This window comes from Thauera aminoaromatica, from assembly GCF_000021765.1.
Classification (GTDB): domain Bacteria; phylum Pseudomonadota; class Gammaproteobacteria; order Burkholderiales; family Rhodocyclaceae; genus Thauera; species Thauera aminoaromatica.
The window spans coordinates 3707727-3733400 of the sequence record NC_011662.2 but is presented as its reverse complement, the minus strand read 5'-3'; the positions used below and the strand labels follow the sequence as shown (position 1 = coordinate 3733400).

Below are 25674 nucleotides of genomic sequence, written 5' to 3'. Positions count from 1 at the left end.
CCGGAAGCTCCCGCCATGTCGAACGCCGCCCCGTCCCCGCTCACCGCCCTGTCTCCGCTCGATGGTCGCTACCATGGCAAGGTCGCCGGCCTGCGCGAACACTTTTCGGAGCACGGCCTGATTCGCAACCGCGTGCGCGTCGAGGTCGAATGGCTGAAGGCACTCGCCGCCGAGCCGGCACTGGCCGAGATTGCCCCGTTCTCGCCGGCCACGGTGGTGGAGCTCGACGCCGTGGTGGCGCAGTTCTCGACCGACGACGGCGAAGCGGTGAAGGCGATCGAGGCCACCACCAACCACGACGTCAAGGCCATGGAGTACTGGCTCAAGAAGCGCCTCGGCCACAACGCCGAGGTGATGAAGGTGTCCGAGTTCATCCACTTCGCCTGCACCTCCGAAGACATCAACAACACCTCGCACGCGCTGATGCTGGCCGAAGGCCGCGACCGTGTGCTGCTGCCGGCGCTCGACGCGGTGATCGCCCGGTTCCGCGAGTTGGCCCACGCGCTCGCCGACCTGCCGATGCTGTCGCGCACCCACGGCCAGCCCGCCAGCCCGACCACGCTCGGCAAGGAGATGGCCAACATCGCGGCGCGCCTGATGCGGGCGCGCGCAGCCATCGCCGGCGTGGCGATGACCGCCAAGTTCAACGGCGCGGTCGGCAACTACAACGCCCACCTGTCGGCTTGGCCGCAATTCGACTGGGAGGGCTTCAACCGCCGCTTCATCGAGTCCCTGGGGCTGACCTTCAACGAATACACCATCCAGATCGAGCCGCACGACGCCATGGCCGAGCTCTTCGACGCCATCGCGCGCGCCAACACCATGCTGATCGACGCCTGCCGCGACATCTGGATGTACATCTCGCTCGGCTACTTCAAGCAGAAGCTCAAGGAAGGCGAGGTCGGCTCCTCGACCATGCCGCACAAGGTCAACCCGATCGACTTCGAGAATGCCGAGGGCAACTTCGGCCTCGCCAACGCGGTGCTCAAGCACTTCTCCGAGAAGCTGCCGATCTCGCGCATGCAGCGCGACCTCACCGACTCGACCGTGCTGCGCAACATGGGCGTGGGCTTCGGCCACACGGTGCTCGCACTCGACAGTTGCCTGCGCGGCCTGGGCAAGCTCGAGGCCGAGCCCACGCGCCTGGCGGCGGACCTGGATGACTGCTGGGAGGTGCTCGCCGAGCCGGTGCAGACCGTGATGCGCCGCTATGGCATCGCCAACCCCTACGAGCAGCTCAAGGCCATGACGCGCGGCAAGGGCATCACCCGCGAGGCGCTGCAGGAATTCATCCGCACCCTGGCCATCCCCGCCGAGGCGCGTGACCACCTGCTGGCGATGACGCCGGCGAGCTACGTCGGCAAGGCGGCGGAGCTCGCCCGCCGCATCTGAGCGTCGCCCGAATCCGCCGGCCGCGCGCCGGCGCCCATCCCGACGCCACCCTTGCGGTGGCGTTTTCAATCCAGGAGAAACCCTATGGCCTTCGCCGACAACCTCAAGACCCTGCCCGGCGTGTCTCACCTCGCCGCGTTGAATCTGATCGACGCCGCCGACGCGGTCGTCGCCACCATCGAGAACAAGCCCGGCCAGGCCGGCTCGCTGGCGGTCTACAACCACCTCGCCCAGCTCTACGGCGCGATCAGCCCCGAGGCGGCGAAGAAGGGGCTGGAGCTCTATGCCGAGCACACCGAGGATGCCCGCGCCAACCCCGGCAAGCATCCCAACATCGACCGCCTGATCGGGCTGATCGAGCGTGGGGAAACGCTGCGGGTGAAGCAGGTGTTCGCGGTGTGAGGTTCTGCATGGTGTGATCGCCTGCGCGGCGGCGGTTCAGCCGCGGGGGCGGCGACGCAAACTCGTCGCTGCGCTCCTCGGGCATGCGTCGCCTTGTTTCCCCCGCGACGCCCTCCACCTCGGCGCTCCTGAAGTTGGCGCCCGCCGCCCCGAGCCCCGACCCGCAGCCTTGCGTTCGGGGGTGTCGCAGGCTGGCGTTTTCCAGTTGCGCCGCGTTCGCAGGGACGGAGGCGTTGCCGAGGCGCTGATTCCCACAGGCAAGAAAAAAGCGCCGCGCGGGCGCCTTTTCCGGTCGGGAAGCGCGCAGCAGCCTCAGACCACCGCCTCTTCCTTCTCCTTCTTCGGCTTGATGAACTGCTCGCGCGACACGCCCAGCCACATCACCAGCGGGCTCGCCACCAGCACCGAGGAGTAGATGCCGAAGCAGATGCCGATCGTCAGCGCGAGCGAGAAGTAGTACAGCGTCTCGCCGCCGAAGACGAGCATCGACAGTACCATCACCTGCGTGCTGCCGTGGGTGATCACGGTGCGCGAGATGGTGCTCGTGATCGCGTGGTCCAGCACCTGCGGCGTGGTCATGTTGCGCTTCTTCTTGAAGGTCTCGCGCACGCGGTCGAACACCACCACGGACTCGTTCACCGAGTAGCCCAGCACCGCCAGCACCGCCGCCAGCACCGGGAGCGAGAACTCCCACTGGAAGAAGGCGAAGAAGCCCAGGATGATGATGACGTCGTGCAGGTTGGCGATGATCGCCGACACCGCGAAGCGCCACTCGAAGCGCAGCGCCAAGTAGATCATGATGCCGACGATCACCAGCAGCAGCGCCATCGAGCCGTCGGCGGCGAGCTCCTTGCCGACCTGCGGGCCGACGAATTCCACCCGGCGCAGCTCGGGGGCGGGGCCGCCGACCTGCTGCAGCGTGTTCATCACCGTCTCCGACACGCGCGAGGTATCCAGATCCTCGCGGTTGGGCAGGCGGATCAGCAGGTCGCGTGCGCTGCCGAAGTTCTGCACCTGCGCGTCGGGGTAGCCGCTGCCGGCCAGCGCCTCGCGAATCGGCTCGAGCTGCGGTGCCTGGGCGTAGCTGACCTCGACCAAGGTGCCGCCGGTGAACTCCACCGACAGGTGCAGGCCGCGGGTGAGGAGGAAGAAGACCGCCAGCGCGAAGGTGAGCAACGAGATGACGTTGAACACCAGCGCGTGGCGCATGAAGGGGATGTCTTTCTTGATGCGGAAGAATTCCATGGTCGTGTTTCCTGTGCGTTCGTCCGCTTATTTCGTATCCGGCTTCCACACCTGGCCGATCGACAGGCTTTCGACCTTGCGGCGACGGCCGTAGATGAAATTGATCAGCATCCGCGACACCAGGATCGCGCTGAACATCGAGGTCAGGATGCCCAGGCAGTGCACCACCGCGAAGCCGCGCACCGGACCGGAGCCGAACACCAGCAGCGCGATGCCCGCGATCAGCGTGGTGATGTTGGAGTCGAGGATGGTGTCCCAGGCGCGGTCGTAACCGGCCGCGATGGCCGCCTGCGGGCTGGCGCCGTTGCGCAGTTCCTCGCGGATGCGCTCGTTGATCAGCACGTTGGAGTCGATCGCCATGCCCAGGGTCAGCGCCATCGCGGCGATGCCGGGCAGGGTCAGCGTGGCCTGCAGCAGCGACAGCAGCGCCACCAGCAGCAGCAGGTTGGCGGCGAGCGCGATCGAGGACACCAGGCCCACCAGCATGTAGTAACCGCACATGAACACGACGATCGCGAGGAAGCCCCACAACGTCGAGTTGAAGCCCTTCTGGATGTTCTCCGCGCCGAGGCTTGGGCCGACGGTGCGCTCCTCGATGATCTCCATCGGCGCCGCCAGCGAGCCGGCGCGCAGCAGCAGCGCGACGTCGTTGGCCTCGACGGTGCTCATGCGACCGGAGATCTGCACGCGCCCGCCGCCGATCTCGCTGCGGATCACCGGCGCGGTCACGACCTCGCCCTTGCCCTTCTCGAACAGCAGGATGGCCATGCGCTTGCCGACGCTCTCGCGCGTGACGTCGCGGAAGATGCGCGCGCCGGCGGCATCGAGCGTGAGGTGTACCGCGGGTTCGTTGGTCTGGCCGTCGAAGCCGGGCTGGGCGTCGGTGAGGCGGTCTCCGGTGAGCACGACCTGCTTCTTGACCAGCAGCGGCGAGCCGCCACGCTCGTTGTAGAGCTCCGTGCCGAAGGGCACGCTGCCGGCGAGCGCCTGCTCGATCGCGCCCGGGGTGTCGTCCACCATGCGCACTTCCAGCGTGGCGGTGCGGCCGAGGATGTCCTTGGCCTTGGCCACGTCCTGCACGCCGGGCAGCTGCACCACGATGCGCTCGGCACCCTGCTGCTGGATCACCGGCTCGGCGACGCCGAGCTCGTTGATGCGGTTGTGCAGCGTGGTGATGTTCTGCTTGATCGCGAAGTCGCGCATGGTCTGCTGCGCCTGCGGCGTCAGCGTGGCGACCAGCTTGAGGTCGTCGGCGGCATCGTCGCGCTCGACGAGCTGCAGGTCGGTGGTGCTGTCGAAGATCGCGCGCCGGCCCGCCTCGCGCTGGGCGGCGTCGCGGAAGCGGATCACCACGGTGTTGCCTTCGCGGGTGATGCCGGCGTGGCGCACGCTCTTGTCGCGCATCAGGGTGCGCAGGTCGCCGGTGGTCGAATCGAGGCGCTTGACCAGCGCACCCGGCATGTCGACCTCGAGCAGGAAGTGCACCCCGCCGCGCAGGTCGAGGCCGAGATACATCGGCAGCGCCTGGATCGAGGTGAGCCAGCTCGGCGAGGCCGACAGCAGGTTGAGCGCGACCACGTAGGACGGGTCGGCGGCGTCGGGGTTGAAGGTCTGCTCGATGACGTCCTTGGCGCGCAGCTGGGTCTCGGTGTCCTTGAAGCGGGCACGCACGCTGGTGGCGTCGGAGAAGATGCCGGTGTTCTCGATGCCGGCCGCCTTGAGCGCACCGGCGATGCGGTCGGTGGTGGCCGCGGTGTCGAGCTTGAGCGTGGCCTTGGCGCTGGACACCTGCACCGCCGGCACCTCGCCGTAGAAGTTGGGCAGGGTGTAGATCAGGCCCCAGAGCAGCACGAGGCCGATCAGGAGGTTCTTCCAGAGGGGATAGCGGTTCATCGTCGGCGGGAATTTGGGTGGAGCGGGGCCCGACGGGAGGCGTCGGGCTGCGCCTGCCGGGCGCCTGGCCGCACCCGTGGGGGCGGCGACGGATTGCAGGGGCCGGCCATGGGCCCGCGGCGGCGGCGCGGTCGAGCCGCCCGCCACCGCGCCGGGAGGGTCAGATCGCCTTCAGCGTGCCCTTGGGCAGCACGGTGGCGACGGCCTGTTTCTGCGCGGCGACCACGGTGTTGGGGGCGACTTCGATCTGCACGAAGCTGTCGCCGACTTCGACGACGCGGCCGGCGATGCCGCCGCCGGTGACGACTTCGTCACCCTTGGCGAGCGCCTCGACCATGGCCTTGTGTTCCTTCGCGCGCTTCATCTGCGGGCGGATCATCAGGAACCACAGCACCACGAACATCAGGATCAGCGGCAGCAGGCCCATCAGGCCTCCGGTGGGGTCGGCGGCGCCAGCGGCCTGGGCGTAGGCATTGGAAATCAGCACGTTGAAACTCCGGTTGGAAGAAAAACGATGAAGTATAGCAGCAGCCGGGACGGGGCCCGGGAGGGGTGAGACGGCCCGCGCGGCGAAGGGTTCAGCCCGTGCCGGTGGCGCGCTCGCCGCGGAAGCGCTGTACGTAGGGCGCGAACTCGCCGGCCGCGATCGCGGCGCGCAGCTCGGCTGTAAGCGTCTGGTAGTAGCGCAGGTTGTGCACCGTGTTGAGCATGCTGCCGAGGATCTCGCCGGTGCGGTGCAGGTGGTGCAGGTAGGCGCGGCTGAAGTTGCGGCAGGTGTAGCAGTCGCAGCTTGGGTCGAGCGGGCGGGTGTCGGCCTTGTGCACCGCGTTCTTGATCTTGATGTCGCCGTAGCGGGTGAACAGCCAGCCGTTGCGGGCGTTGCGGGTGGGCATCACGCAGTCGAACATGTCGATGCCGGCGGCGACGCCCGCGACGATGTCCTCGGGCGTGCCCACGCCCATCAGGTAGCGCGGCTTGCCCTGCGGCAGGCGCGGCGCAGTGTGGGCGAGGATGCGCGCCATGTCGTCCTTGGGTTCGCCCACCGACAGGCCGCCGATGGCGAAGCCGTGGAAGCCGATGTCTTCCAGCGCCGCCTGTGATTCGTCGCGCAGGTCCTCGTACATGCCGCCCTGGACGATGCCGAAGAGGGCGTTCTTGTTCTCGAGGCGATCGAACTCGTCGCGCGAGCGCTTCGCCCAGCGCTGCGACAGGCGCATCGACTTGGCCGCCTCGTCGCGAGTGGCGGGGTAGGGCGTGCATTCGTCGAAGATCATCACGATGTCCGAGTTCAGCACGCTCTGGATCTGCATCGAGATCTCGGGCGTCAGGAAGAGTTTCGCGCCGTCGATCGGGCTGGCGAACTTCACGCCTTCCTCGCTGATCTTGCGCAGCGCGCCCAGGCTGAAGACCTGGAAGCCACCCGAGTCGGTGAGGATGGGCTTGTCCCAGGCCATGAAGCGATGCAGGCCCTGGTGCGCGGAGATGATGTCCAGCCCCGGGCGCAGCCACAGGTGGAAGGTGTTGCCCAGGCAGATCTGCGCGCCGATGTCGGAGAGCATGGCCGGCGTCATCGCCTTGACCGTGCCATAGGTGCCGACCGGCATGAAGACCGGGGTCTCGACCACGCCGTGGGCGAGGGTGAGGCGTCCGCGGCGGGCGCCGCCGTCGGTGGTGAGGAGTTCAAACTGCATCGTCGTTCTTGTCGTTCTCGGATTCGTTGCGGCGGGTGATGAACATCGCGTCGCCGTAGCTGAAGAAGCGGTAGCGCTGCTCGACCGCATGCGCATAGGCGCGGCGGATGCTGTCCATGCCAGCGAAGGCCGACACCAGCATCATCAGGGTGGATCTGGGCAAGTGGAAGTTGGTGACCAGCGCATCCACCACCTGGAAGCGGAAGCCGGGCAGGATGAAGATCTCGGTCTCGCCGCTGCCGGCTTCGAGCGCGCCCTCCTGCGCCGCGGCCTCGAGCGCGCGCATGCTGGTGGTGCCGACCGCGATCACGCGCCCGCCGGCGGCGCGGGTGGCGGCGATGGCGTCCACCGTCTCCTGCGGGATCACGTAGCGCTCGCGGTGCATGCGGTGCTCGCCGAGATCGTCGACGCGCACCGGCTGGAAGGTGCCGGCGCCCACGTGCAGGGTGAGCCAGGCGCACTTGGCGCCGCGCGCGGCGATGCGCGCGAGCAGCGCGTCGTCGAAGTGCAGGCCGGCGGTGGGCGCGGCGACCGAGCCGGGCGCGCGTGCATAGACCGTCTGGTAACGGGACTCGTCGGCCTCGCCTGCGGCGCGCTGGATGTAGGGCGGCAGCGGCAGCTTGCCGTGGCGCTCGAGCAGCGCGAGGAGGTCTTCGTCGGGCGGAAAGCGCAGGTGGAAGAACTCGCCCACGCGGCCGAGCACCTCGACCTCGAACGCGTCCGCCAGGCGCAGCCGGCTGCCGGTCTTCGGCGACTTGCTCGCCCGCACCTGGGCGAGCGCCTCGTGCGGGCCGACCGGCCGCTCGATCAGCACCTCGACCTGGCCGCCGCTGTCCTTGACGCCGTGCAGACGGGCATGGATGACGCGGGTGTCGTTGAACACCAGCAGATCGCCGGGATTCACGCGCTCCGCAAGGGCGGAAAACACCGCGTCGGTGAGCCGCGGCGCGGCGCCCTCCTGCGGCTCCAGCACGAGCAGGCGGCTGGCGCTGCGCTCGGCCAGCGGTGCCTGGGCGATCAGCTCGGGAGGCAGGGTGTAGTCGAAGTCGGCGAGGGTGAGGGACATCGTGTCGTGTTCGGTGGAGATTGTTCTGGTCCGGAGCGGCTGACGGCTCGCTTGCCGCCCCGCCTCGTGTTCGGGGATAATGCGCGTCTCGTGCCGGGATGGCGGAATCGGTAGACGCAGCGGATTCAAAATCCGCCGCCGCAAGGTGTGTGGGTTCGAGTCCCACTCTCGGCACCAGTTTTCGGCTCCGCCGGTCGGCATCGACCGCCGGTGGCTCTTCGATGAACGCGGCGTTCGACCCCGCCCGTCGAGTAGTCGTTCGCGCCGGAGCCCTCCGCTCGCTTTTCCTCTTCCTGCGTTCCGGCTGCCTGCCTTCTTGCTGAGGGAGCGCGCTTGCCAGCGTTGCCGGTCGCCGTCCGTTCCCGGCCCGCGATTCTGTAGCGCCCCGGGGCGAAAATCAAATCAGGCGAAGTTCTGCTTCGCGTGCGCGCCCTCGCTGATCGCGCGCACCGCGGGGTGGGTCAGTCTGCGCTCCACCGAGATCGCGTAGTAGGTTTCGGTGACGCCCTTCGCGTCCCCCAGATGCACCAGCCCGCCCTGGCGGCAGAGCTGCTCGCCGACCAGCGAAGCGCTCGGGAAGATGCCCGCGCCGGCCTCGGCGAAGGCGCGCATCAGCGCGCTGTCGTCGAATTCGCCGACGATGCGCGGGCGCAGCCCGGCGGCCTCGATCCAGCGCAGCAGCGGCCCGCGCACGCTCGCCTCCACCCCGGGCAGCAGCAGCGGTGCGCCGTCGAGGCGGGCGGGGAAGTCGCCGGCAAGGCGGGCGGCGAGCGCGGGCGCGGCGTAGAAGCCGATGGTCGATTCGCCGAGCGCGTGGCTGAAACCGCGCACGTCCATGGCGGGCGGCAGCGGGCTGTCGGCGAGCACCACGTCGAGCTTGTGGATCGCGAGTTCGCCGAGCAGGGCGTCGAACTTGCCCTCCCGGCAGACGATGCGCATCGGCTCGGGGAGATCCATCGAGGGTGCCAGCAGCAACCACGCGATCGCCTTCGGCACCACGTCGGCGATGCCCACCCGGAAAGGCACCGCGCGCCCCGTCGCGCGGCTCTGCAGCGCTTCCTCGAGCTCGTTGCCGAGGCGGAAGATCTCCTCGGCGTAGTCCAGCACCATGCGCCCGGTCTCGGTCAGCACCAGGCCGCGGCCCTGGCGCTTGAACAGGTTTACGCCGAGATCGGTCTCCAGGGTGGCGATCTGGCCGGACAGGGTCTGCGGCGCCAGGCCGGAACGTTCCGCCGCGCGCACGATCCCACCCGCGCGGGCCACCGTCCAGAAATGATGGAGCTGCTTGTAGTTCAGCATGGGGCGCCTCCGGCGTGCGCACTTCGATACTTCGGAAAAATCGGATTCAAATTCTGCTGAACCGAGATTCTATCGAACAGTCTGAGCGGTAGTATCCACCGGAGCACAGGGCCCGATGGATCCGTGCAACGAAAACGAAGGAGACTGGACATGCGTATCGATCTGCATTGCGACGGTGTGGAGACCGCCCCCGGCCTGCGCGACTACGTGGCGCAGCGGATGCGTGCTTCGATTGGCCGCTTCCGCGACCACATCCAGTGGGCGCGCGTGAAGGTCGCCGATGTGAATGGTGCGGAGGGCGGCGCCGACAAGCGTTGCGTGGTTCAGCTGCGCCTGCGCAACCTCCCCGATGTGGTTTTCGCCATCACTCAGCTCGACGTGCGCGCGGCGGTGGACGAGGCCGCCGACCGGGTCGCCCGCGTGCTCGCCCAGCGCGTGCGCCGCCACCAGCGCGGGCCGGCGATGGCCGCGATCCCGGCATGATTTTCTCGTAGTTCCTGCAGCAAACCCCCGGTCGTCCGCCCGTTCGGCGCCGGTTCCAAAACAAATCGACGATCCCACTGGAGGACCTCCACCATGGAAAACCGCATCAGTACCCTGGGCCGGGCCGAAGCCTCGGTCCTGCAGACCAACAAGGTCATCCGCAACACCTACATGCTGCTGTCGCTCACGCTGGCCTTCTCGGCGCTGACCGCCGGCCTGTCGATGGCGATGGGCGCGCCGCGCCTGGGCATCCTGATCACGCTGGCCGGCTACTTCGGCCTGCTCTTCGCCACCACCAAGTTCCGCGACAGCAGCCTGGGCATCGTGTTCGTGTTCGCGCTGACCGGCTTCATGGGCTTCACCCTCGGCCCGATCATCTCGTCCTACCTCGCCCTGCCCAATGGCGGCTCGATCGTGATGCAGGCGATGGCCGGCACCGCGGCGATCTTCCTTGGCCTGTCGGCCTACGCGGTGACCACCAAGAAGGACTTCTCCTTCATGGGCGGCTTCCTGATGGTCGGCATCCTGGTGGCCTTCCTTGCCGGCCTGGGCGCGATCTTCTTCGAGATCCCGGCGCTGTCGCTGACCGTCTCGGCGGCCTTCGTGATGCTGATGTCGGGCCTCATCCTGTACGAGACCAGCAACATCATCCACGGCGGCGAGACCAACTACATCATGGCCACGGTGTCGCTGTTCGTGTCGATCTTCAACCTCTTCACCAGCCTGCTGCACCTGCTGGGGTTCGCCAACAACGACTGACCCGGAGCGCCCGCCACGGCGGGCGCCTTCCGGAATGGGGCGGTGGCCGCGAGGCGCCGCCCCATTCTTTTGCGCGCGAGCACGGGTTTTGCGCTGCAGCACGCGCGCCGCGCGCGGCCGGGCGGCTGGCGTTACAATGGCGCACATTTTTGACTGGGACAGCCCGGGATGAAGACCACCTTTCTTGATTTCGAAACGGCGATCTCCGAACTCGAGGAAAAGATCGACCAGCTGCGCTTCGTCCAGGACGATCCGGCGGTCGACATCTCCGACGAGATCAAGCGGCTCGAGGCCAAGAGCCAGTCGCTGACCAAGGACCTCTACGCCAAGCTCAGCCCCTGGCAGATCGCCCAGGTCGCGCGCCACCCGCAGCGCCCCTACACGCTGGACTACGCCAGCCTGATGTTCACCGACTTCCACGAGCTGCACGGTGACCGCAACTACGCCGACGACAAGGCCATCGTAGGCGGGCTGGCGCGCTTCAACGGCCAGGCCTGCGTGGTGATCGGTCATCAGAAGGGTCGCGACACCAAGGAAAAGATCGCGCGCAACTTCGGCATGCCGCGCCCCGAGGGCTACCGCAAGGCGATGCGCCTGATGAAGCTGGCCGAGAAGTTCGCGCTGCCGGTGTTCACCTTCGTCGACACGCCGGGGGCCTATCCCGGCATCGGCGCCGAGGAGCGCGGCCAGTCCGAGGCGATCGGGCACAGCATCTACCTGATGTCCGAGCTCAAGACCCCGATCATCAGCACCATCATCGGCGAAGGCGGCTCGGGCGGCGCGCTCGCGATCGCGGTCGCCGACCGCGTGCTGATGCTGCAATACTCGACCTACTCGGTGATCTCGCCCGAAGGTTGCGCCTCGATCCTGTGGAAGAGCGCGGAGAAGGCCGCCGACGCGGCCGAGACCATGGGCATCACCGCGGCGCGCCTGAAGTCGCTCGAGCTGGTCGACAAGGTGGTCGACGAGCCGATCGGTGGCGCCCACCGCGACCACCGTGCGATGGCCGCCACGCTCAAGCGCGCGCTCGCCGACGCGCTGCGCGAGCTCGAGGCGCTGTCGCCCTCCGAGCTGGTCGAGCAGCGCTACCAGAAGCTGATGAGCTACGGCCGCTACAAGGAGAAGGCGGCCTGAGGCCTTCTCGCCGCTCGAGCCCGGTCGGGCGCGCGCTGCCGCGCCTGCGCTCGCGACTCCATCGATGAGGACCCCGCCCGCCGACGTGCTGCCCGAATCCGCCGCCGCGGTCCTCGCGGCTGCCGGTGTCGGCGCCGGCAGTCGCGTGTGCTGCGCGCTCTCCGGCGGGGTCGATTCGGTGGTGCTGTTCGAGCTCCTGCGCCGCCTGCAGCCGCGCTTCGGCTTCAGCCTGCGCGCCGCCCACGTCGACCACGGCCTCAGCCCGAATGCCGCCGCCTGGGCGCGCGCCTGCGCCGAGCGCTGCTTGGCCGCGGGTGTTCCCCTGCAAGTCTTCCGCGTCGAAGTCGAGCGCGCCCACGCCGACGGCCTCGAGGCCGCCGCGCGCGCCGCGCGCCACGCCGCGCTCGCCCAAGTGGACTGCGATTGGCTCGCCTTCGGCCATCACCAGGACGACCAGGCCGAGACCCTGCTGTTCCGCCTGCTGCGCGGCACGGGCGTGCACGGGGCGGCGGCGATGCGCGCGGTGGAGCCGGGCGGGGCAGGGCGGGCGGGGCGGCTGCGCCCGCTGCTCGGGCTGCGCCGTGCGCAGCTGCTCGAGTGGGCGGGCGCGCACGGACTCGGTTGGGTGGAGGACGAGAGCAACGCCGAGCTGCGCTTCACCCGCAACGCCCTCCGCCATCGTCTGCTGCCGGTGGCCGAAGGCCTCTTCCCGGCGGCGGTGCCGAACCTGGCGCGCGCAGCCGCTCATTTCGCCGAGGCCGACGCGCTGCTCGGCGAACTCGCCGCGATCGATGCCGCGGCTTGCGGCGCGCCCGTGCTATGCCGCGCGGACTTGCTCGCCCTGACGCCGGCGCGCCAGGCCAACCTGCTGCGCTGGCTGCTGCTCGGGTCCGGTGCGCCCTTGCCCGGCGCGGCGCCGCTCGGCGAAGCCCTGCGCCAGCTGCGCGCGTGCGAACCCGCCCACCCCCTGCGTCTGCCGCTCGGCGCCTGGGTGTGCTGCGCCTACCGCGATCGTGTGTGGCTGGAGCCGGCGCAGCCGCCCGCTCCGCAGGCGCTGCACTGGCAGGGCGAGGCGGCGATGCACTGGGGCGGGGATGAAGTACGCCTCGTGGCGTCGATCGGCGCTGGACTGGGCAGGGGCTGCCTCGAAGATGCCGGCGAGGTCCTGCTCGGGCCCCGGCGCGAGGGTCTGCGCATGCGACTGCACCCCGCGCGGCCGCGGCGCGAGCTGCGCAAGCTCTGCCAGGAGGCCGCGATTCCCGCGTGGCTGCGCGACCGCCTGCCGGTGCTGTGGGTGGACGGCGAGCCCGCGTGGGTGGGCGGCATCGGCGTGGCGGCGGAGTTCGCCTGCGCGCCGGGGGCAGCGGGGCTCGTGCCGGAGTGGCGACCGGGCGGCGTCACCCCCGCGCCGCCACCCTGAGCGCTGAACGGTGGCGCCCGCGCTCAGGTGCGCAGCGTGGTCAGCAGCTGTGCCAGCTCGACCGCCGAGCGCACCTCCATCTTCTCGAAGATGCGCGAGCGGTGCGCCTCCACGGTGCGCATCGAGATCGACAGGTCGTCGGCGATCACCTTGTTGTACTTGCCTTCGAGGATCAGCTCCATGACCTCGCGCTCGCGCTGGGTGAGCGTGGCCAGGCGTGCCTCGATGGTCTCGCGGCTGGCGGCGGCGCGCAGGCGCTCGTCGTCGGTGGCGAGCGCCTTCTCGACAAGGTCGACGAGATCGTGGTCGTTGAAGGGCTTCTCGATGAAGTGGAAGGCGCCCTTTTTGAGCGCCGCCACCGCCATCGGCACGTCGCCGTGGCCGGTGATGAAGATCACCGGCAGCTGGCAGCCGCGCGCGAGCAGCTCGTCGAAGCACTCCAGCCCGCTCATGCCCTGCATGCGGATGTCGAGCACGATGCAGCCGCGCCAGTCGCCGCGCCAGTCGGCGAGGAAGGCCTCGGCCGAGGCCCAGCTCCGGCAGGGTACGCCGCGCGTCTTGAACAGCCATTCGAGGGCGTCGCGGATGGCTTCGTCGTCGTCGATGATGTGCGTGCAGGCGGGATTCATTCGAACTCGGCGTCCACCGGGAGGGAAAGGGTGAAGATGGTACCGCCGCCCGGCCGCGATTCGAAGGCCAGGCGGCCGCGGTGCAGCTCGGCGATCGAGCGGCAGATGTTGAGTCCCATGCCCATGCCCTCCTGCTTGGTGGTGAAGAAGGGCTCGAATAGCCGCGCGGCGGTTTCGGCGGGAATGCCTGCGCCGCGGTCGGCGACGGTGACGGTGACGAAGCGGCCCTCGCGCGCGGTGTGCACGGCGACGACGCGCTCGGCTGGCGGGGTGTCGCGCATCGAGTCCATCGCGTTGCGCACCAGGTTGACGACGATCTGCTCGATCATCACCGCGTCCGCCGGCACCTGCGGCAGGCCGTCGGCGAGCTCGCTGCGGATCCGCATGCCGCGCTTGCGCGCGTCGGCCTCGATCAGGCCGATGGCGTCGCGGATCACCGCGGCGAGGTCGAGCGCCTCGCGCTTGGGTTCGGATCGGCGCACGAAATCGTGCACCCGGCGGATGATCTCGCCGGCGCGCTGGGCCTGACGGGCGATGCGCTGGTGCACGTCGAGCAGCTCGCTGCGGTCGAGCGGCGCCTCGTCCTGCAGGCGGTTGATGCAGCCCGTGGTGTAGCTTGCGATCGCCGCGAGCGGCTGGTTGAGCTCGTGCGCGAGCGTGGACGCCATCTCGCCCATGGTGATCAGGCGCGAGCTCTGCTGCAGGCGCTCCTCCTGCTGGCGGGCCTGTTCGCGCGCGCGCTTCTGTTCGGTGATGTCGAGCACCGAACCCATCCAGCCGGCGTGGCGGCCGGAAGCGTCGATCAGCGGCGCCTCGAAGACGAGGACGTCGAGGGTTTCGCCGTTCTTGCGCCGCAGGCGCACCTCGGTGCCTTCGCTGGCGCTGCCGCTGGTCATGATCTGGCGGTGCAGCTCGAAGGTCTGCTCCAGCCTTTCCGGGTCCCAGTAGGGCATCGGCGGCTTGCGACCGAGCAGCTCGTCCGCGCTGAAGCCGGTCATGCGGCAAAAGGCGGAGTTGACGTAGGTGAGGCGGCCTTCGAGGTCGCGCGCACGCATGCCGGTCAGCATCGAGTCCTCCATCGCCTTGCGGAAGACCGACTCGGCGCGCAGCGCCACCTCGGCCTGCTGACGGCGTGCGAGCTGGCGGCGCAGTTGCATCACGCTCCACACGATGATGCCGGCCAGCAGCACGATCGAGGCGCCGAGCAGCACCGGGATCCAGCGCGGGTCGGAGCGGTAGGCGGAGATCTGCAGCGTGAGGCCGTGTCCGGGCGGATCGAAGGGCATCGAATAGGACAGCCGCGGCGACACCGGCGCGACTTTCGACTTGGCGGCGATCGTGCGTCCGTCGCTGTCGAGCACGGCGACGTGGTAGCGCTCGGAGAACCACCACGGCAGCTCGCGCATCACCACGTCCGAGAGCGCATACACGCCGACCACCATGCCGACCTGCGCCTCGTCCGACCACACCGGCACGTGCACCTCGAAGTGGTGGGTGCCACCGGGCGCCGGATGCGCGGGGCCATACACCGGGCGGCCGATGGCGCGTGCCAGCCGCACGCTGGATTCGTCGACCGGCACCGCGGCAGCATCCGCGGAGGCGTCGTGCACCGCCTGGGCGGGAGCCAGCGGCGGCATCGCGCCGCGCACTTCGCCTTCCGGCGACAGCCACAGGATGCGCGCGAGGCCGCGCTCGGATGTCAGCAGGCTGGCGAGCCGAGCCTCGGTCTGCGCCGACAGCGTGGGTGTGGCGAGCAGCTCGGGGCCGATCTCCTGCAGGTGGTTCTCGTTGCGGTCCAGGTTGAAGCGCAGGTTCTGCTCCATCCACAGCACGTCGCTGATCAGCGTCGCGCGCTGGGCCTCGTCGTCGTACTCGCGGGTGAGCCACACCAGCGCGGCGATCGCGGCGAGGAAGAGCGCCAGGCTGAGGTAGGGCAGCTGCTGCAGCCAGCGCCGGCGCGCCGGGGGCGGGAGAGGGTCGGAGAGGCTCATCGGAAAAGGCTGCGGGTCGGGATCCGGCGGCTTGCGGTTGTCACGCATGCGGAGATCCACAATAGCAGCCCTCACAGGGCGAAACGATACTGATCCCCGACACAGCGAAACTTATCGCCGTGCATGCGCCCGGTAAGGAGCTGTCCGGGCGGCGAAAACTACCTAGATGCAGTTCTCTCGGAGGAGATGCTTTCATGAAGATCCGTTCGCTTCTGGTCGGTCTGGTTGCCGTGGGTCTGTCTGCTGCAGCGGTCGCCGCAGACCCCATCGTGATCAAGTTCAGCCACGTGGTGGCGCAGGACACGCCCAAGGGCAAGGCTGCCGAAAAATTCAAGGAGCTCGCCGAGAAATACACCGGCGGCGCGGTCAAGGTCGAGGTGTACGCGAACAGTACCCTCTACAAGGACAAGGAGGAGATGGAGGCGCTGCAACTCGGTGCCGTGCACCTGCTGGCGCCGTCTCTGGCCAAGTTCGGTCCGCTCGGTGTCAAGGAGTTCGAGGTCTTCGATCTGCCCTACATCTTCGACGGCTACGAGGCGCTGAACAAGGTCACCCAAGGTGCGGTCGGCCAGCAGCTGCTCGCCAAGCTCGAGCCCAAGGGCATCAAGGGCCTAGCCTTCTGGGACAACGGTTTCAAGTCGTTCTCGGCCAATAGCCCGATCAGGAAGCCGGAAGACCTCAAGGGCAAGAAGATGCGCATCCAGTCGTCCAAGGTGCTGGAAGAGCAGATGCGCGAGATCAAGTCGCTGCCGCAGGTGATGGCCTTCTCCGAGGTCTACCAAGCGCTGCAGACCGGCGTCGTCGATGGGACCGAGAACCCGCACTCCAACCTCTACACCCAGAAGATGCACGAGGTGCAGAAGCACATGACCCTGACCGACCATGGCTACCTGGGCTATGCGGTCATCACCAACAAGAAGTTCTGGGACGGCCTGCCGGCCGAGGTGCGCACGCAGCTCGACAAGGCGATGAAGGAATCGACCGTCTACGCCAACCAGATCGCCAAGGAAGAGAACGACAAGTCGCTCGCGGCGGTGCGTGCCTCCGGCAAGACCGAGGTCTATGCGCCGACCGCCGAAGAGAAAGCCGCGTTCAAGAAGGCGCTCGTCCCGGTGCACAAGAAGATGGAGTCGCGCATCGGCGCAGAGCTGATCCAGTCGATCTACAAGGAAACCGGGTTCGATCCGGCCAAGCTCTGATTTCCCTGATTGATCTGTCGCACGCCCGCTGGCTGCATCCGCGCTCGCGGGCGTTTTGTTTGAGGAGGTCGCAATGCTGAAGATTCTGGATCATCTGGAGGAATGGCTCATCACCTTCCTCATGGGGGCCGCGACGCTGATCATCTTCGTCTCGGTCGTTCACCGCTATGGCTCGGGCCTGGAGATCCCCGGGCTGCAGGACTGGCTGCTCGGGCTCAACCTCGGATGGGCGCAGGAGCTGACCATCATCATGTTCGTGTGGATGGCGAAGTTCGGCGCGGCGTACGGCGTTCGCACCGGCATCCACGTCGGGGTCGACGTGCTGATCAACCGCCTGTCCGCGCCCAATCGTGCCCGGTTCGTCGTCATCGGGCTCGCCGCCGGCGCCCTCTTCACCGGCATCGTCGGCACGCTCGGGGCCACCTTCGTGCTCGAGAACGGGGCCCACTACCAGATCCTGTCCTGGCTCGGCATGGATACCGGCGATCTCTTCGAAGGCCCCACCACGCCCGATCTCGAGTGGCCGACCTGGATGGTCTATGCGGCGATCCCGTTCGGTTCCTACCTGATGTGCTTCCGCTTCCTGCAGGTGATGGTCGCCTTCATCCGCACCGGCGAGCTGCCGCATCACGATCACGGCCATGTCGACGGCATCGAGGAGGAGCACGTGCCGGTCGATGTCAATCCCTACGACATGGGCGACAACCTGCACCCGCGCGACCTCAAGCACAAGCAGATCGGCGAGGGTCGTGACAAGCAGCAAGGAGGCAAGAAATGAGCGCCGCAATCATCTTCATCCTGCTGCTGGTGTTGATGCTCACCGGCATGCCGATCTCCATTTCGCTCGGCCTCACCGTGCTGACCTTCCTCTTCACGATGACCGAGGTGCCGATCGAGTCGGTGGCACTCAAGCTGTTCACCGGCATCGAGAAGTTCGAGATCATGGCGATCCCGTTCTTCATCCTCGCAGGCAACTTCCTGACCCATGGCGGCGTCGCGAGGCGGATGATCAATTTCGCCACCTCGATGGTCGGTCACTGGCACGGCGGCCTGGGGCTGGGCGGCGTAGTCGCCTGCGCCCTGTTCGCCGCGGTGTCGGGGTCGAGCCCGGCGACGGTGGTTGCGATCGGCGCGATCCTGCTGCCGGCGATGGTCAAGCAGGGCTTTCCGAACAAGTTCGGTGCCGGCGTGATCACCACCTCGGGTGCGCTCGGGATCCTGATTCCGCCCTCGATCGTGATGGTCATGTACTCGGTGTCGACCAACACCTCGGTCGGCGCCCTGTTCATGGCGGGCGTCGTGCCCGGCATCCTGCTTGCGGCCTTCCTCGGCTTCACGACCTGGAACCGTGCGCGCAAGTTCGGCTACCCGCGCCTTCCGAAGGCGACCTGGGCACAGCGTGCGAAGGCGTTCAAGGATTCGGCCTGGGGGTTGTTCCTGATCGTGGTGGTCATGGGCGGCATCTACACCGGCATCTTCACGCCCACCGAGGCGGCGGCGATGAGTGCGGTGTATGCGTTCTTCGTCGCGGTGTTCGTGTACAAGGATCTGGGCATGAAGGACGTGCCCAAGGTGCTGCTGAACTCCGCCAACATGAGCGCGATGCTGCTGTACATCATCACCAACGCGGTCTTGTTCTCCTTCCTGCTCACGCACGAGAACATCCCGCAGGAAATGGCCGACTTCATGATCGGAACCGGCGTGGGGATGATCGGCTTCCTGATCATGGCCAACATCCTGATGCTGATCGCGGGCAACTTCATGGAGCCGTCATCGATCGTGCTGATCCTGGCGCCGATCCTGTTCCCGATCGCCATCAAGCTGGGCATCGATCCGGTGCACTTCGGCATCATCATGGTGGTGAACATGGAAGTGGGCATGTGCCACCCGCCGGTGGGCCTGAACCTGTATGTCGCCAGTGGCATCACCAAGATGGGCATCACCGAGCTCACGGTGGCGGTCTGGCCGTGGCTGCTGTCGATGCTGGTGTTCCTGGTGCTGGTCACCTACTGGCCCGCCATGTCGCTGTGGCTGCCGCGCACGCTCGGCATGATGTGAGGGCGTAGCGAGCTCGATCCCGGACCCGGCCGTGTGCCGGGTCCGGCTTTTCGAGGACGATCCGGTGCTCGGGCCGTGCGCGGATGCTGCATCGAGGTGTTTCATTCCCGGCTCCGGATGCTGCGCTGCGCTAGAATCGCGCGTCCTTGCCCGTCGGGTCCTTCATGGAATACCTCGCCTTCACCGTCGATCTCGTGCTGCACGTCGATCGTCACCTCGCCGAACTGCTCGCGAACTACGGCAACTGGATCTACGCGATCCTCTTCCTGATCGTCTTCTGCGAGACCGGTCTGGTCGTCACCCCCTTCCTGCCCGGCGATTCGCTGCTTTTCGTGGCCGGCGCGCTGGCCGCCGGTGGCGGCATGGACCCGGGTGTCCTGATCACCGTGCTGTTCGTCGCAGCCGTGGCCGGCGACTCGCTGAACTACACGATCGGCAACCGTTTCGGTGGGCGGATGCTGCAATGGCCCGACAGCCGCCTCTTCAACCGCCGGGCGCTCGAGCGCACACGCGAGTTCTATGAGCGTCATGGCGGCAAGACCATCATCATCGCCCGCTTCATGCCGATCATCCGCACCTTCGCGCCCTTCGTCGCGGGCATGGCGGCGATGCGCTACCCGCGTTTCCTCTCCTTCAATGTGCTCGGCGCTGCGCTCTGGGTCGGACCTCTTGTCATGGCGGGTTACTGGTTTGGCAACCTGCCGCTGATCAAGAACAATCTCACCCTGGTGATCTTCGGCATCATCCTGCTGTCGCTGCTGCCGCTTTTCGTCGGGTGGCTGCGTCATCGTGCAGCCTCGGTGGGCGCAGGATGACCGGAAGGTCGTGGCGCTTGCTTCGCGTCGCCCGGAAAGGGGCGGAAACCTGCTAAAATTTCGCGCTTTTTTCCACACACCGTCCCGGAGTCTTTCCATGGCAATCGAACGCACCCTCTCCATCATCAAGCCCGACGCCGTCGCCAAGAACGTGATCGGCCAGATCTACGCCCGCTTCGAAGCCGCCGGCCTCAAGATCATCGCCGCCAGGATGGTGCACCTGTCCGAGCAGGAAGCCGGCCAGTTCTACGCCGTGCACAAGGAGCGCCCCTTCTTCAAGGATCTGGTCTCCTTCATGACCTCCGGCCCGGTGATGATCCAGTGCCTGGAAGGCGAGAACGCCATCGCCAAGAACCGCGAGCTGATGGGCGCCACTGACCCGAAGAAGGCCGACAAGGGCACCATCCGCGCCGACTTCGCCGAGTCGATCGACGCCAACGCCGTGCACGGCTCCGACGCCCCCGAGACCGCTGCCGTGGAAGTGGCTTTCTTCTTCCCGGGCATGAACGTTTACTCGCGCTGAGCGGTCCGTACCAGCGGCCCGTCGCGCACGCTTCGCGGTGCCTCCCGCACCGCGCGCGGCGTGAGCGGGCCGTTTGCATTACGGTCGGCCCGTCATCGCGGGCCTCCGCTCCCGAGAGGTGAAGTTTCAGGCATGAGCACTCCCAATCCGGTCAATCTGCTCGATTTCGACGTAGACGGCCTCGTCGCCTGGTTCGCCGGGCTGGGCGAGAAGCCGTTCCGCGCCCGCCAGGTGATGCGCTGGATGCATCACGAGGGCTGCGACGACTTCGACGCCATGACCGACGTCGCCAAGTCCCTGCGCGCGAAGCTGAAGGACCTCGCCGTGATCCGCCCGCCGGTGCCGGTGCGCGACTCGATCTCGGCCGACGGCACGCGCAAGTGGCTGCTCGACGTGGGCAACGCCAACGCGGTCGAGACCGTGTTCATTCCCGAGACCAGCCGCGGCACGCTGTGCGTGTCCTCGCAGGCGGGCTGCGCGCTCGACTGCGCGTTCTGCTCCACCGGCAAGCAGGGCTTCAACCGCAACCTGTCGGCCGCGGAAATCATCGGCCAGCTCTGGCTGGCCAACAAGCTGCTCGGCGCGGCGCGGGCCGACGCCGAGGAGCACGCCACGGACCTCGAGGCCGGCGAGAAGGACAACGGCCGCATCATCAGCAACGTGGTGATGATGGGCATGGGCGAGCCGCTCGCCAACTTCGACAACGTCGTCACCGCGCTGCGCCTCATGCTGGACGACCACGCCTACGGCCTGTCGCGCCGCCGGGTCACGGTGTCGACCTCGGGCATCGTGCCGGCGATGGACCGCCTGCGCGACGAATGTCCGGTGGCGCTGGCGGTGTCGCTGCATGCGTCCAACGACGCGCTGCGCGACCGCCTCGTGCCGATCAATCAGAAGTACCCGCTGCGCGAGCTCATGGCCGCCTGCCAGCGCTACCTCGAGCGCGCGCCGCGCGACTTCGTCACCTTCGAGTACGTGATGCTCGAAGGCGTCAACGACAGCGACGCGCACGCTCGCGAACTCGTCGCGCTGGTGCGCGACACGCCGTGCAAGTTCAACCTGATCCCGTTCAACCCCTTCCCGGACTCCGGCTTCCAGCGCTCGCCCGCGGAGCGTATCCGGCGTTTTGCCGGTATCCTGATCGACGCCGGTATCGTGACCACCACGCGCAAGACGCGTGGCGACGATGTCGACGCTGCGTGCGGCCAGCTCGCCGGCCAGGTCCAGGACAGGACGCGGCGTACCGTGCGCCTGCACCAGGCGAGGGAGAACATGCGATGAAATCGACACTGGCACCGGTCGTGCTGGCGGTGGCGCTCGTGCTCGGCGGCTGCGCGGGTGCGCCCGGCGTACCCGCCGGGTCGTCCTCGATCAGCCGGCCGATGTCCGACACCAACCCGGCGACGCCGGCCGATGCGCGCGCACGCGTGCATGTGGAGCTCGGCATGGCCTACTTCGAGGTGGGGCGCTACGACGTCGCGCTCGACGAGGCGAAGATCGCGCTCGCCGACAGCCCGTCCTACGCCCCGGCCTACCACCTGCTCGGGCTGGCCTACATGTCCGTCGAGGAGCACGCCGCCGCGCGCGAGAACTTCGAGCGTGCGCTGCGCGAGGCACCGGGTGACCCCGACTTCAACAACAGCTACGGCTGGTTCCTGTGCTCTCAGGGCCAGGAGCGCGCAGGCCTCGAGTACCTCGCGCTCGCGGCGCGCAACCCGTATTACCGCCACCAGACGCGCCCGCTCACCAACGCGGGCCTGTGCCATCTGCGCCTCGGCGAGGAGGCTGCAGCCGAGGCGCAATTCCAGCGCGCGGTGCAGGCCGACCCGGAGAACGCGCAGGCACTCTACCTGCTCGCGGACATCGCCTATCGCGGCGGTCGCTACGAGCAGGCGCGCAGCGAGCTGATCCGGCTGCACCAGGCGCACGGACCGAGCGCGGCTTCGGCCTGGTTGGGCCTGCGCACCGAGCGCCGCCTCGGCAACGCCGACGCCGAGGCGAGCTATGCTGCCCAGTTGCGCAGCCGCTTCGCCGAATCGGAGGAGTTCAAATCGATGAATCAAGGGAAGTTCGAGTGAGCAGCATGCAGTCCGACCACCTTGCACTTGGCGCCGAGTCCGCCGCCTCGCCCGGCGCCCGCCTGCGCCGGGCGCGCGAGGCGCGTGGCGAGTCGGTGCACGAGGCCGCTTTCGCCATCAAGCTGAGCCCGCGCCAGATCGAGGCGCTGGAAAACGACGACTTCGCCGCGCTCCCGGGCATGGCCTTCGTGCGTGGTTTCGCGCGCAACTACGCGCGTTACCTCGGACTCGACGCGACGCCGCTGCTCGATGGCATCGAGCACCTGGCCGGCGCCGGGCAGCCCGACCTGTCGCCGATCCGCAATGCCGATGGCGACCTGCCCGCCGGTGGCGGCGGGCGTCGCGGCAGCTTCCCGGCTGGGGTCGTCGTGGCCTTGTTGCTGGTCTTGCTCGGCGTGGGCTGGTACTTCGACTGGTTCCGCACCGAGCCCCTGCCCGGGCTCGAACTGCAGACCGAGCCTGCGCCCGCCTTCATGCCCGCGCCCACCGAGGGTGGCGGCGCCGCGCCGGCCACGAGCGAGCCGGTGGCCACGCCCGCTCCGCTGGAGGCGAGCGCGCCCGCGGCGCCGCACGCCAGCCCGGTGGCGATTCCCGCTGCGGTGGGTGCAGGCGTCCCGGTGACCCCGCTCGCCGCGCCGGCGAGCGCAACGCCCCCGGCCTCAGCCTCGGCCATCGTGTCTCCCGTGGTGCAGTCGCCGGCCCAGGCGGCCACCCCCGTCGCCGAGGAAGGTGCCGGCGGCAACCGCCTCAGCTTCCGCTTCGGCGGCGACTCCTGGATCGAGGTGCGCGACGCCAGCGGCACCATCCTGCACTCCGGCACCAACCGTGCCGGCAGCAGTCGGGTGGTCCAGGGCACGCCGCCCTTCCGCCTGGTGGTGGGCAACTCCGCCAACGTCGTGCTCGAGCAGGACGGCAAGGCGGTCGATCTCGCAGCCCACACCCGCGGCTCCGTCGCCCGCCTGACGCTTCCCTGATCCGAACGCCATGAATCCCCGACACGAACTCCAGCCGATCGAAGCCCGCCCGCTCGCCCGTCATCGCACCCATCAGGTGCGCGTCGGCAAGGTGAGGATCGGCGGCGAAGCCCCGGTCGTCGTGCAGTCGATGACCAATACCGACACGGCCGACGTGCTCGCCACCGCGATGCAGGTCGCCGAGCTCGCCCGCGCCGGCTCCGAGATCGTGCGCATCACGGTCAACAACGAGGCCGCGGCGGCGGCGGTGCCGAAGATCCGCGACCGCCTGCTCGCGCTCAACATGGACGTGCCGCTGGTCGGCGACTTCCACTACAACGGCCACAAGCTGCTCACCGACTTCCCGGCGTGCGCCGAGGCGCTCGCCAAGCTGCGCATCAACCCGGGCAACGTCGGCGCCGGCCGCAAGCGCGACCCGCAGTTCGCCGCGATCGTCGAGCTTGCCTGCCGCTACGACAAGCCGGTGCGCATCGGCGTGAACTGGGGCAGCCTCGACCAGTCGGTCCTTGCCCGCATCATGGACGCCAACGCCAAGCGTGCCGAGCCGCGCGACGCCGGCGCGGTGATGCGCGAGGCGCTCGTCGTCTCGGCGCTCGAATCCGCGGCCAAGGCCGAGGAATACGGCCTCGGCCGCGAGCGCATCATCCTGTCGGCCAAGGTTTCCAGCGTGCAGGACCTGATCGCGGTGTACCGCGATCTCGCCCGGCGCAGCGACTACGCGCTGCATCTGGGCCTCACCGAGGCCGGCATGGGCAGCAAGGGCATCGTCGGCTCCACCGCCGCGCTCGCCGTGCTGCTGCAGGAAGGCATCGGCGACACCATCCGCATCTCGCTCACCCCCGAGCCGGGCGGCAGCCGCACCCAGGAGGTCGTGGTCGCGCAGGAGATCCTGCAGACCATGGGCCTGCGCGCCTTCACCCCCATGGTGACTGCCTGCCCGGGCTGCGGCCGCACCACCAGCACCTTCTTCCAGGAGCTCGCCTCCGGTATCCAGGACTACGTGCGCGCGCAGATGCCGGTGTGGCGCGAACAGTACGACGGCGTCGAGAACATGACGCTGGCAGTGATGGGCTGCGTGGTCAACGGCCCGGGCGAGAGCAAGCACGCCAACATCGGCATCTCGCTGCCGGGCACCGGCGAAACCCCGGCGGCGCCGGTGTTTGTCGACGGCGAGAAGGTCGTCACCCTGCGCGGCGACAACATCGCTGCAGAGTTCAAGGCGCTCGTCGACGATTACGTCGCCACCCGCTACGTGAAGAAGGGCGCCTGAGCGCCGCAACGAACAACGACCGCCGCGCGCGAGCGCGGCACAACCGAAAAGAACCACATGAGCCAGACCTTGCAGGCCGTGCGCGGGATGAACGACATCCTGCCGGCCGACGCCGAAACCTGGGAATACTTCGAAGACATCGTGCGCGACTGGCTGCAGAGCTACGGTTACCGCCCGATCCGCATGCCGCTGGTCGAGCCGACGCCGCTGTTCAAGCGCGCCATCGGCGAGGTCACCGACATCGTCGAGAAGGAGATGTACTCCTTCGAGGACGCGCTCAACGGCGAGCACCTCACGCTGCGCCCCGAAGGCACGGCCTCCTGCGTGCGCGCCGCGATCCAGCACAACCTGATCCCCGCGGGCGGCCCGCAGCGGTTGTACTACTACGGCCCGATGTTCCGCCACGAGCGTCCGCAGAAGGGCCGCTACCGCCAGTTCCACCAGATCGGCGTGGAGGCACTCGGCTTCGCCGGAGCCGATACCGACGCCGAGCTGATCCTGATGTGCGCGCGGCTGTGGGAGGACCTCGGCCTGGAGGATGTCGCGCTCGAGATCAACTCGCTCGGCTCGCCCGAGGAGCGCGCGCAGCACCGCGCCGCGCTGATCGCCCACCTCGAGCAGCATCAGGACAAGCTCGACGAGGACGGCAAGCGCCGCCTGTACACCAACCCGCTGCGCATCCTCGACACCAAGAATCCCGAACTGCAGGCGATCGTCGAAGCCGCGCCCAGGCTCGCCGACTATCTCGGCGACGAATCGAAGGCGCACTTCGAGGCGGTGCAGGTCTTCCTCAAGGACGCCGGCATCCCGTATCGCATCAACCACCGCCTGGTGCGCGGCCTGGACTACTACAACCGCACGGTGTTCGAGTGGGTCACCACGCGCCTGGGCGCGCAGGGCACGATCTGCGCCGGCGGGCGCTACGACGGCCTGTTCGAGCAGCTCGGCGGCAAGCCGCAGCCGGCCGCGGGCTTCGCGATCGGCATCGAGCGCCTGCTGCTGCTGTGGCAGGCCTGCGGTGGCGAGGCCGAGCGTCCGGTGCCCGACGTGTATGTGGTGAGCGTGGGCGAGGCCGCGCAGCGCCTCGGTTTCCGCGCCGCCGAGACCTTGCGCGAGCACGGCTTCGCGGTGCTGATGCATTGCGGTGGCGGAAGCTTCAAGTCGCAGATGAAGAAGGCCGACGCCAGCGAGGCGCCGGTGGCGATCGTGATCGGAGAGGACGAGGCCGCGGCGGGGGAGGTCGGCCTCAAGCCCCTGCGCGTCGCGGGCGCCCAGCAGCGCGTGGCGATCGACGACCTGGTCGAGGCGATGGCCGCCCTGATGTTCCCCGAAGAAGAAGACGAAGAGGTTTGA

The 25674-nt window shown here is 68.3% G+C and carries 24 protein-coding genes and 1 tRNA gene; 17 read left to right on the top strand and 8 right to left on the bottom strand.

Annotated features, from left to right (window positions below):
* The first annotated feature begins 15 nt into the window (after positions 1–15).
* Together purB and TMZ1T_RS16490 are read left to right on the top strand one after the other, a co-directional pair.
* Positions 16–1392 carry an adenylosuccinate lyase gene (purB, locus tag TMZ1T_RS16495; protein WP_004306292.1) on the top strand — a complete coding sequence of 459 codons (1377 nt, stop codon included), beginning with the start codon at positions 16–18 and terminating at the stop codon, positions 1390–1392.
* An 84-nt stretch (positions 1393–1476) separates the two neighbouring features.
* The gene (locus TMZ1T_RS16490; protein ID WP_004306294.1) at positions 1477–1794 is read left to right on the top strand and encodes a DUF2322 family protein; all 318 of its coding nucleotides are present in this window, start codon (positions 1477–1479) and stop codon (positions 1792–1794) included.
* 312 nt (positions 1795–2106) lie between these two features.
* Here TMZ1T_RS16490 and secF read toward each other — a convergent pair whose 3' ends face one another.
* The 5 genes from secF to queA all read right to left on the bottom strand — a co-directional run bounded on the left by secF (position 2107) and on the right by queA (position 7689).
* A complete protein-coding gene (gene secF, locus TMZ1T_RS16485; protein WP_012585940.1) occupies positions 2107–3039 on the bottom strand; it encodes a protein translocase subunit SecF in 933 nt (310 codons plus the stop codon).
* Between the two features lie 27 nt (positions 3040–3066).
* The gene (gene secD / locus TMZ1T_RS16480) at positions 3067–4932 is read right to left on the bottom strand and encodes a protein translocase subunit SecD (protein ID WP_012585939.1); all 1866 of its coding nucleotides are present in this window, start codon (positions 4930–4932) and stop codon (positions 3067–3069) included.
* A gap of 160 nt (positions 4933–5092) precedes the next feature.
* Positions 5093–5419, bottom strand: a complete 327-nt coding sequence (gene yajC, locus TMZ1T_RS16475) for a preprotein translocase subunit YajC (RefSeq protein WP_004306300.1) — start codon at positions 5417–5419, stop codon at positions 5093–5095.
* Positions 5420–5510: 91 nt separating this feature from the next.
* The gene (gene tgt, locus TMZ1T_RS16470) at positions 5511–6623 is read right to left on the bottom strand and encodes a tRNA guanosine(34) transglycosylase Tgt (protein WP_004306301.1); all 1113 of its coding nucleotides are present in this window, start codon (positions 6621–6623) and stop codon (positions 5511–5513) included.
* Positions 6613–7689, bottom strand: a complete 1077-nt coding sequence (queA, locus tag TMZ1T_RS16465; protein WP_004306303.1) for a tRNA preQ1(34) S-adenosylmethionine ribosyltransferase-isomerase QueA — start codon at positions 7687–7689, stop codon at positions 6613–6615. Before queA ends, tgt begins: the two co-directional genes overlap by 11 nt.
* A 92-nt stretch (positions 7690–7781) precedes the next feature.
* On the opposite strand from queA, the gene TMZ1T_RS16460 reads away from it, so the two are divergent.
* Positions 7782–7866: transfer RNA gene (locus TMZ1T_RS16460), tRNA-Leu, on the top strand.
* Between the two features lie 225 nt (positions 7867–8091).
* Here the strand turns inward: TMZ1T_RS16460 and nhaR are convergent.
* A complete protein-coding gene (nhaR, locus tag TMZ1T_RS16455; protein ID WP_004306305.1) occupies positions 8092–8988 on the bottom strand; it encodes a transcriptional activator NhaR in 897 nt (298 codons plus the stop codon).
* Between the two features lie 150 nt (positions 8989–9138).
* On the opposite strand from nhaR, the gene TMZ1T_RS16450 reads away from it, so the two are divergent.
* The 4 genes from TMZ1T_RS16450 to tilS all read left to right on the top strand — a co-directional run bounded on the left by TMZ1T_RS16450 (position 9139) and on the right by tilS (position 12784).
* On the top strand, positions 9139–9471 hold the full coding sequence (locus TMZ1T_RS16450) for an HPF/RaiA family ribosome-associated protein (RefSeq protein ID WP_004306307.1): 333 nt from the start codon (positions 9139–9141) through the stop codon (positions 9469–9471).
* A 93-nt stretch (positions 9472–9564) separates the two neighbouring features.
* Positions 9565–10230 carry a Bax inhibitor-1/YccA family protein gene (locus tag TMZ1T_RS16445; RefSeq protein ID WP_004306308.1) on the top strand — a complete coding sequence of 222 codons (666 nt, stop codon included), beginning with the start codon at positions 9565–9567 and terminating at the stop codon, positions 10228–10230.
* A gap of 168 nt (positions 10231–10398) precedes the next feature.
* Positions 10399–11364 (top strand): acetyl-CoA carboxylase carboxyltransferase subunit alpha, encoded by a 966-nt coding sequence (locus TMZ1T_RS16440; RefSeq protein ID WP_004306310.1) that lies wholly within the window; start codon positions 10399–10401, stop codon positions 11362–11364.
* A 64-nt stretch (positions 11365–11428) separates the two neighbouring features.
* A complete protein-coding gene (tilS, locus tag TMZ1T_RS16435; protein ID WP_012585938.1) occupies positions 11429–12784 on the top strand; it encodes a tRNA lysidine(34) synthetase TilS in 1356 nt (451 codons plus the stop codon).
* A 23-nt stretch (positions 12785–12807) separates the two neighbouring features.
* On the opposite strand, the gene TMZ1T_RS16430 is transcribed toward tilS, so the two are convergent.
* Entirely contained in the window at positions 12808–13413 is a 606-nt protein-coding gene (locus TMZ1T_RS16430) for a response regulator transcription factor (protein WP_004321707.1), read from the bottom strand.
* A complete protein-coding gene (locus tag TMZ1T_RS16425; protein WP_004321709.1) occupies positions 13410–15452 on the bottom strand; it encodes an ATP-binding protein in 2043 nt (680 codons plus the stop codon). Before TMZ1T_RS16425 ends, TMZ1T_RS16430 begins: the two co-directional genes overlap by 4 nt.
* 146 nt (positions 15453–15598) lie before the next feature.
* Between TMZ1T_RS16425 and TMZ1T_RS16420 the strand changes: the two genes are divergently transcribed.
* The 10 genes from TMZ1T_RS16420 (at position 15599) to hisS (ending at position 25674) form a co-directional block, all read left to right on the top strand.
* On the top strand, positions 15599–16603 hold the full coding sequence (locus tag TMZ1T_RS16420) for a TRAP transporter substrate-binding protein (RefSeq protein WP_004321711.1): 1005 nt from the start codon (positions 15599–15601) through the stop codon (positions 16601–16603).
* 73 nt (positions 16604–16676) lie between these two features.
* Positions 16677–17381: a TRAP transporter small permease gene (locus tag TMZ1T_RS16415; protein WP_004321712.1), complete on the top strand. Its 705-nt coding sequence runs from the start codon at positions 16677–16679 to the stop codon at positions 17379–17381.
* The gene (locus tag TMZ1T_RS16410; RefSeq protein WP_004321715.1) at positions 17378–18661 is read left to right on the top strand and encodes a TRAP transporter large permease; all 1284 of its coding nucleotides are present in this window, start codon (positions 17378–17380) and stop codon (positions 18659–18661) included. Before TMZ1T_RS16415 ends, TMZ1T_RS16410 begins: the two co-directional genes overlap by 4 nt.
* 164 nt (positions 18662–18825) lie before the next feature.
* Positions 18826–19476: a DedA family protein gene (locus TMZ1T_RS16405; protein ID WP_004321718.1), complete on the top strand. Its 651-nt coding sequence runs from the start codon at positions 18826–18828 to the stop codon at positions 19474–19476.
* A 97-nt stretch (positions 19477–19573) separates the two neighbouring features.
* On the top strand, positions 19574–19999 hold the full coding sequence (ndk, locus tag TMZ1T_RS16400; protein ID WP_004321721.1) for a nucleoside-diphosphate kinase: 426 nt from the start codon (positions 19574–19576) through the stop codon (positions 19997–19999).
* A 132-nt stretch (positions 20000–20131) separates the two neighbouring features.
* A complete protein-coding gene (gene rlmN, locus TMZ1T_RS16395; protein WP_004321723.1) occupies positions 20132–21280 on the top strand; it encodes a 23S rRNA (adenine(2503)-C(2))-methyltransferase RlmN in 1149 nt (382 codons plus the stop codon).
* Positions 21277–22077, top strand: a complete 801-nt coding sequence (gene pilW, locus TMZ1T_RS16390; protein ID WP_004321726.1) for a type IV pilus biogenesis/stability protein PilW — start codon at positions 21277–21279, stop codon at positions 22075–22077. The genes rlmN and pilW overlap by 4 nt, the downstream gene beginning before the upstream one ends.
* 5 nt (positions 22078–22082) lie before the next feature.
* A complete protein-coding gene (locus TMZ1T_RS16385; RefSeq protein ID WP_012585937.1) occupies positions 22083–23051 on the top strand; it encodes a RodZ domain-containing protein in 969 nt (322 codons plus the stop codon).
* Positions 23052–23061: 10 nt separating this feature from the next.
* Complete coding sequence (ispG, locus tag TMZ1T_RS16380) at positions 23062–24321, top strand: flavodoxin-dependent (E)-4-hydroxy-3-methylbut-2-enyl-diphosphate synthase (RefSeq protein WP_004327074.1); 1260 nt, start codon at positions 23062–23064, stop codon at positions 24319–24321.
* A gap of 57 nt (positions 24322–24378) precedes the next feature.
* The gene (gene hisS / locus TMZ1T_RS16375; RefSeq protein ID WP_004327075.1) at positions 24379–25674 is read left to right on the top strand and encodes a histidine--tRNA ligase; all 1296 of its coding nucleotides are present in this window, start codon (positions 24379–24381) and stop codon (positions 25672–25674) included.

Coding starts and splice junctions, on each gene's coding strand:
- purB (WP_004306292.1), top strand. CDS start 16: ATGTCGAACGCCGCCCCGTCCCCGCTCACCGCCCTGTCTCCGCTCGAT.
- TMZ1T_RS16490 (WP_004306294.1), top strand. CDS start 1,477: ATGGCCTTCGCCGACAACCTCAAGACCCTGCCCGGCGTGTCTCACCTC.
- secF (WP_012585940.1), bottom strand. CDS start 3,039: ATGGAATTCTTCCGCATCAAGAAAGACATCCCCTTCATGCGCCACGCG.
- secD (WP_012585939.1), bottom strand. CDS start 4,932: ATGAACCGCTATCCCCTCTGGAAGAACCTCCTGATCGGCCTCGTGCTG.
- tgt (WP_004306301.1), bottom strand. CDS start 6,623: ATGCAGTTTGAACTCCTCACCACCGACGGCGGCGCCCGCCGCGGACGC.
- queA (WP_004306303.1), bottom strand. CDS start 7,689: ATGTCCCTCACCCTCGCCGACTTCGACTACACCCTGCCTCCCGAGCTG.
- nhaR (WP_004306305.1), bottom strand. CDS start 8,988: ATGCTGAACTACAAGCAGCTCCATCATTTCTGGACGGTGGCCCGCGCG.
- TMZ1T_RS16450 (WP_004306307.1), top strand. CDS start 9,139: ATGCGTATCGATCTGCATTGCGACGGTGTGGAGACCGCCCCCGGCCTG.
- TMZ1T_RS16445 (WP_004306308.1), top strand. CDS start 9,565: ATGGAAAACCGCATCAGTACCCTGGGCCGGGCCGAAGCCTCGGTCCTG.
- TMZ1T_RS16440 (WP_004306310.1), top strand. CDS start 10,399: ATGAAGACCACCTTTCTTGATTTCGAAACGGCGATCTCCGAACTCGAG.
- tilS (WP_012585938.1), top strand. CDS start 11,429: ATGAGGACCCCGCCCGCCGACGTGCTGCCCGAATCCGCCGCCGCGGTC.
- TMZ1T_RS16430 (WP_004321707.1), bottom strand. CDS start 13,413: ATGAATCCCGCCTGCACGCACATCATCGACGACGACGAAGCCATCCGC.
- TMZ1T_RS16425 (WP_004321709.1), bottom strand. CDS start 15,452: ATGCGTGACAACCGCAAGCCGCCGGATCCCGACCCGCAGCCTTTTCCG.
- TMZ1T_RS16420 (WP_004321711.1), top strand. CDS start 15,599: ATGAAGATCCGTTCGCTTCTGGTCGGTCTGGTTGCCGTGGGTCTGTCT.
- TMZ1T_RS16415 (WP_004321712.1), top strand. CDS start 16,677: ATGCTGAAGATTCTGGATCATCTGGAGGAATGGCTCATCACCTTCCTC.
- TMZ1T_RS16410 (WP_004321715.1), top strand. CDS start 17,378: ATGAGCGCCGCAATCATCTTCATCCTGCTGCTGGTGTTGATGCTCACC.
- TMZ1T_RS16405 (WP_004321718.1), top strand. CDS start 18,826: ATGGAATACCTCGCCTTCACCGTCGATCTCGTGCTGCACGTCGATCGT.
- ndk (WP_004321721.1), top strand. CDS start 19,574: ATGGCAATCGAACGCACCCTCTCCATCATCAAGCCCGACGCCGTCGCC.
- rlmN (WP_004321723.1), top strand. CDS start 20,132: ATGAGCACTCCCAATCCGGTCAATCTGCTCGATTTCGACGTAGACGGC.
- pilW (WP_004321726.1), top strand. CDS start 21,277: ATGAAATCGACACTGGCACCGGTCGTGCTGGCGGTGGCGCTCGTGCTC.
- TMZ1T_RS16385 (WP_012585937.1), top strand. CDS start 22,083: ATGCAGTCCGACCACCTTGCACTTGGCGCCGAGTCCGCCGCCTCGCCC.
- ispG (WP_004327074.1), top strand. CDS start 23,062: ATGAATCCCCGACACGAACTCCAGCCGATCGAAGCCCGCCCGCTCGCC.
- hisS (WP_004327075.1), top strand. CDS start 24,379: ATGAGCCAGACCTTGCAGGCCGTGCGCGGGATGAACGACATCCTGCCG.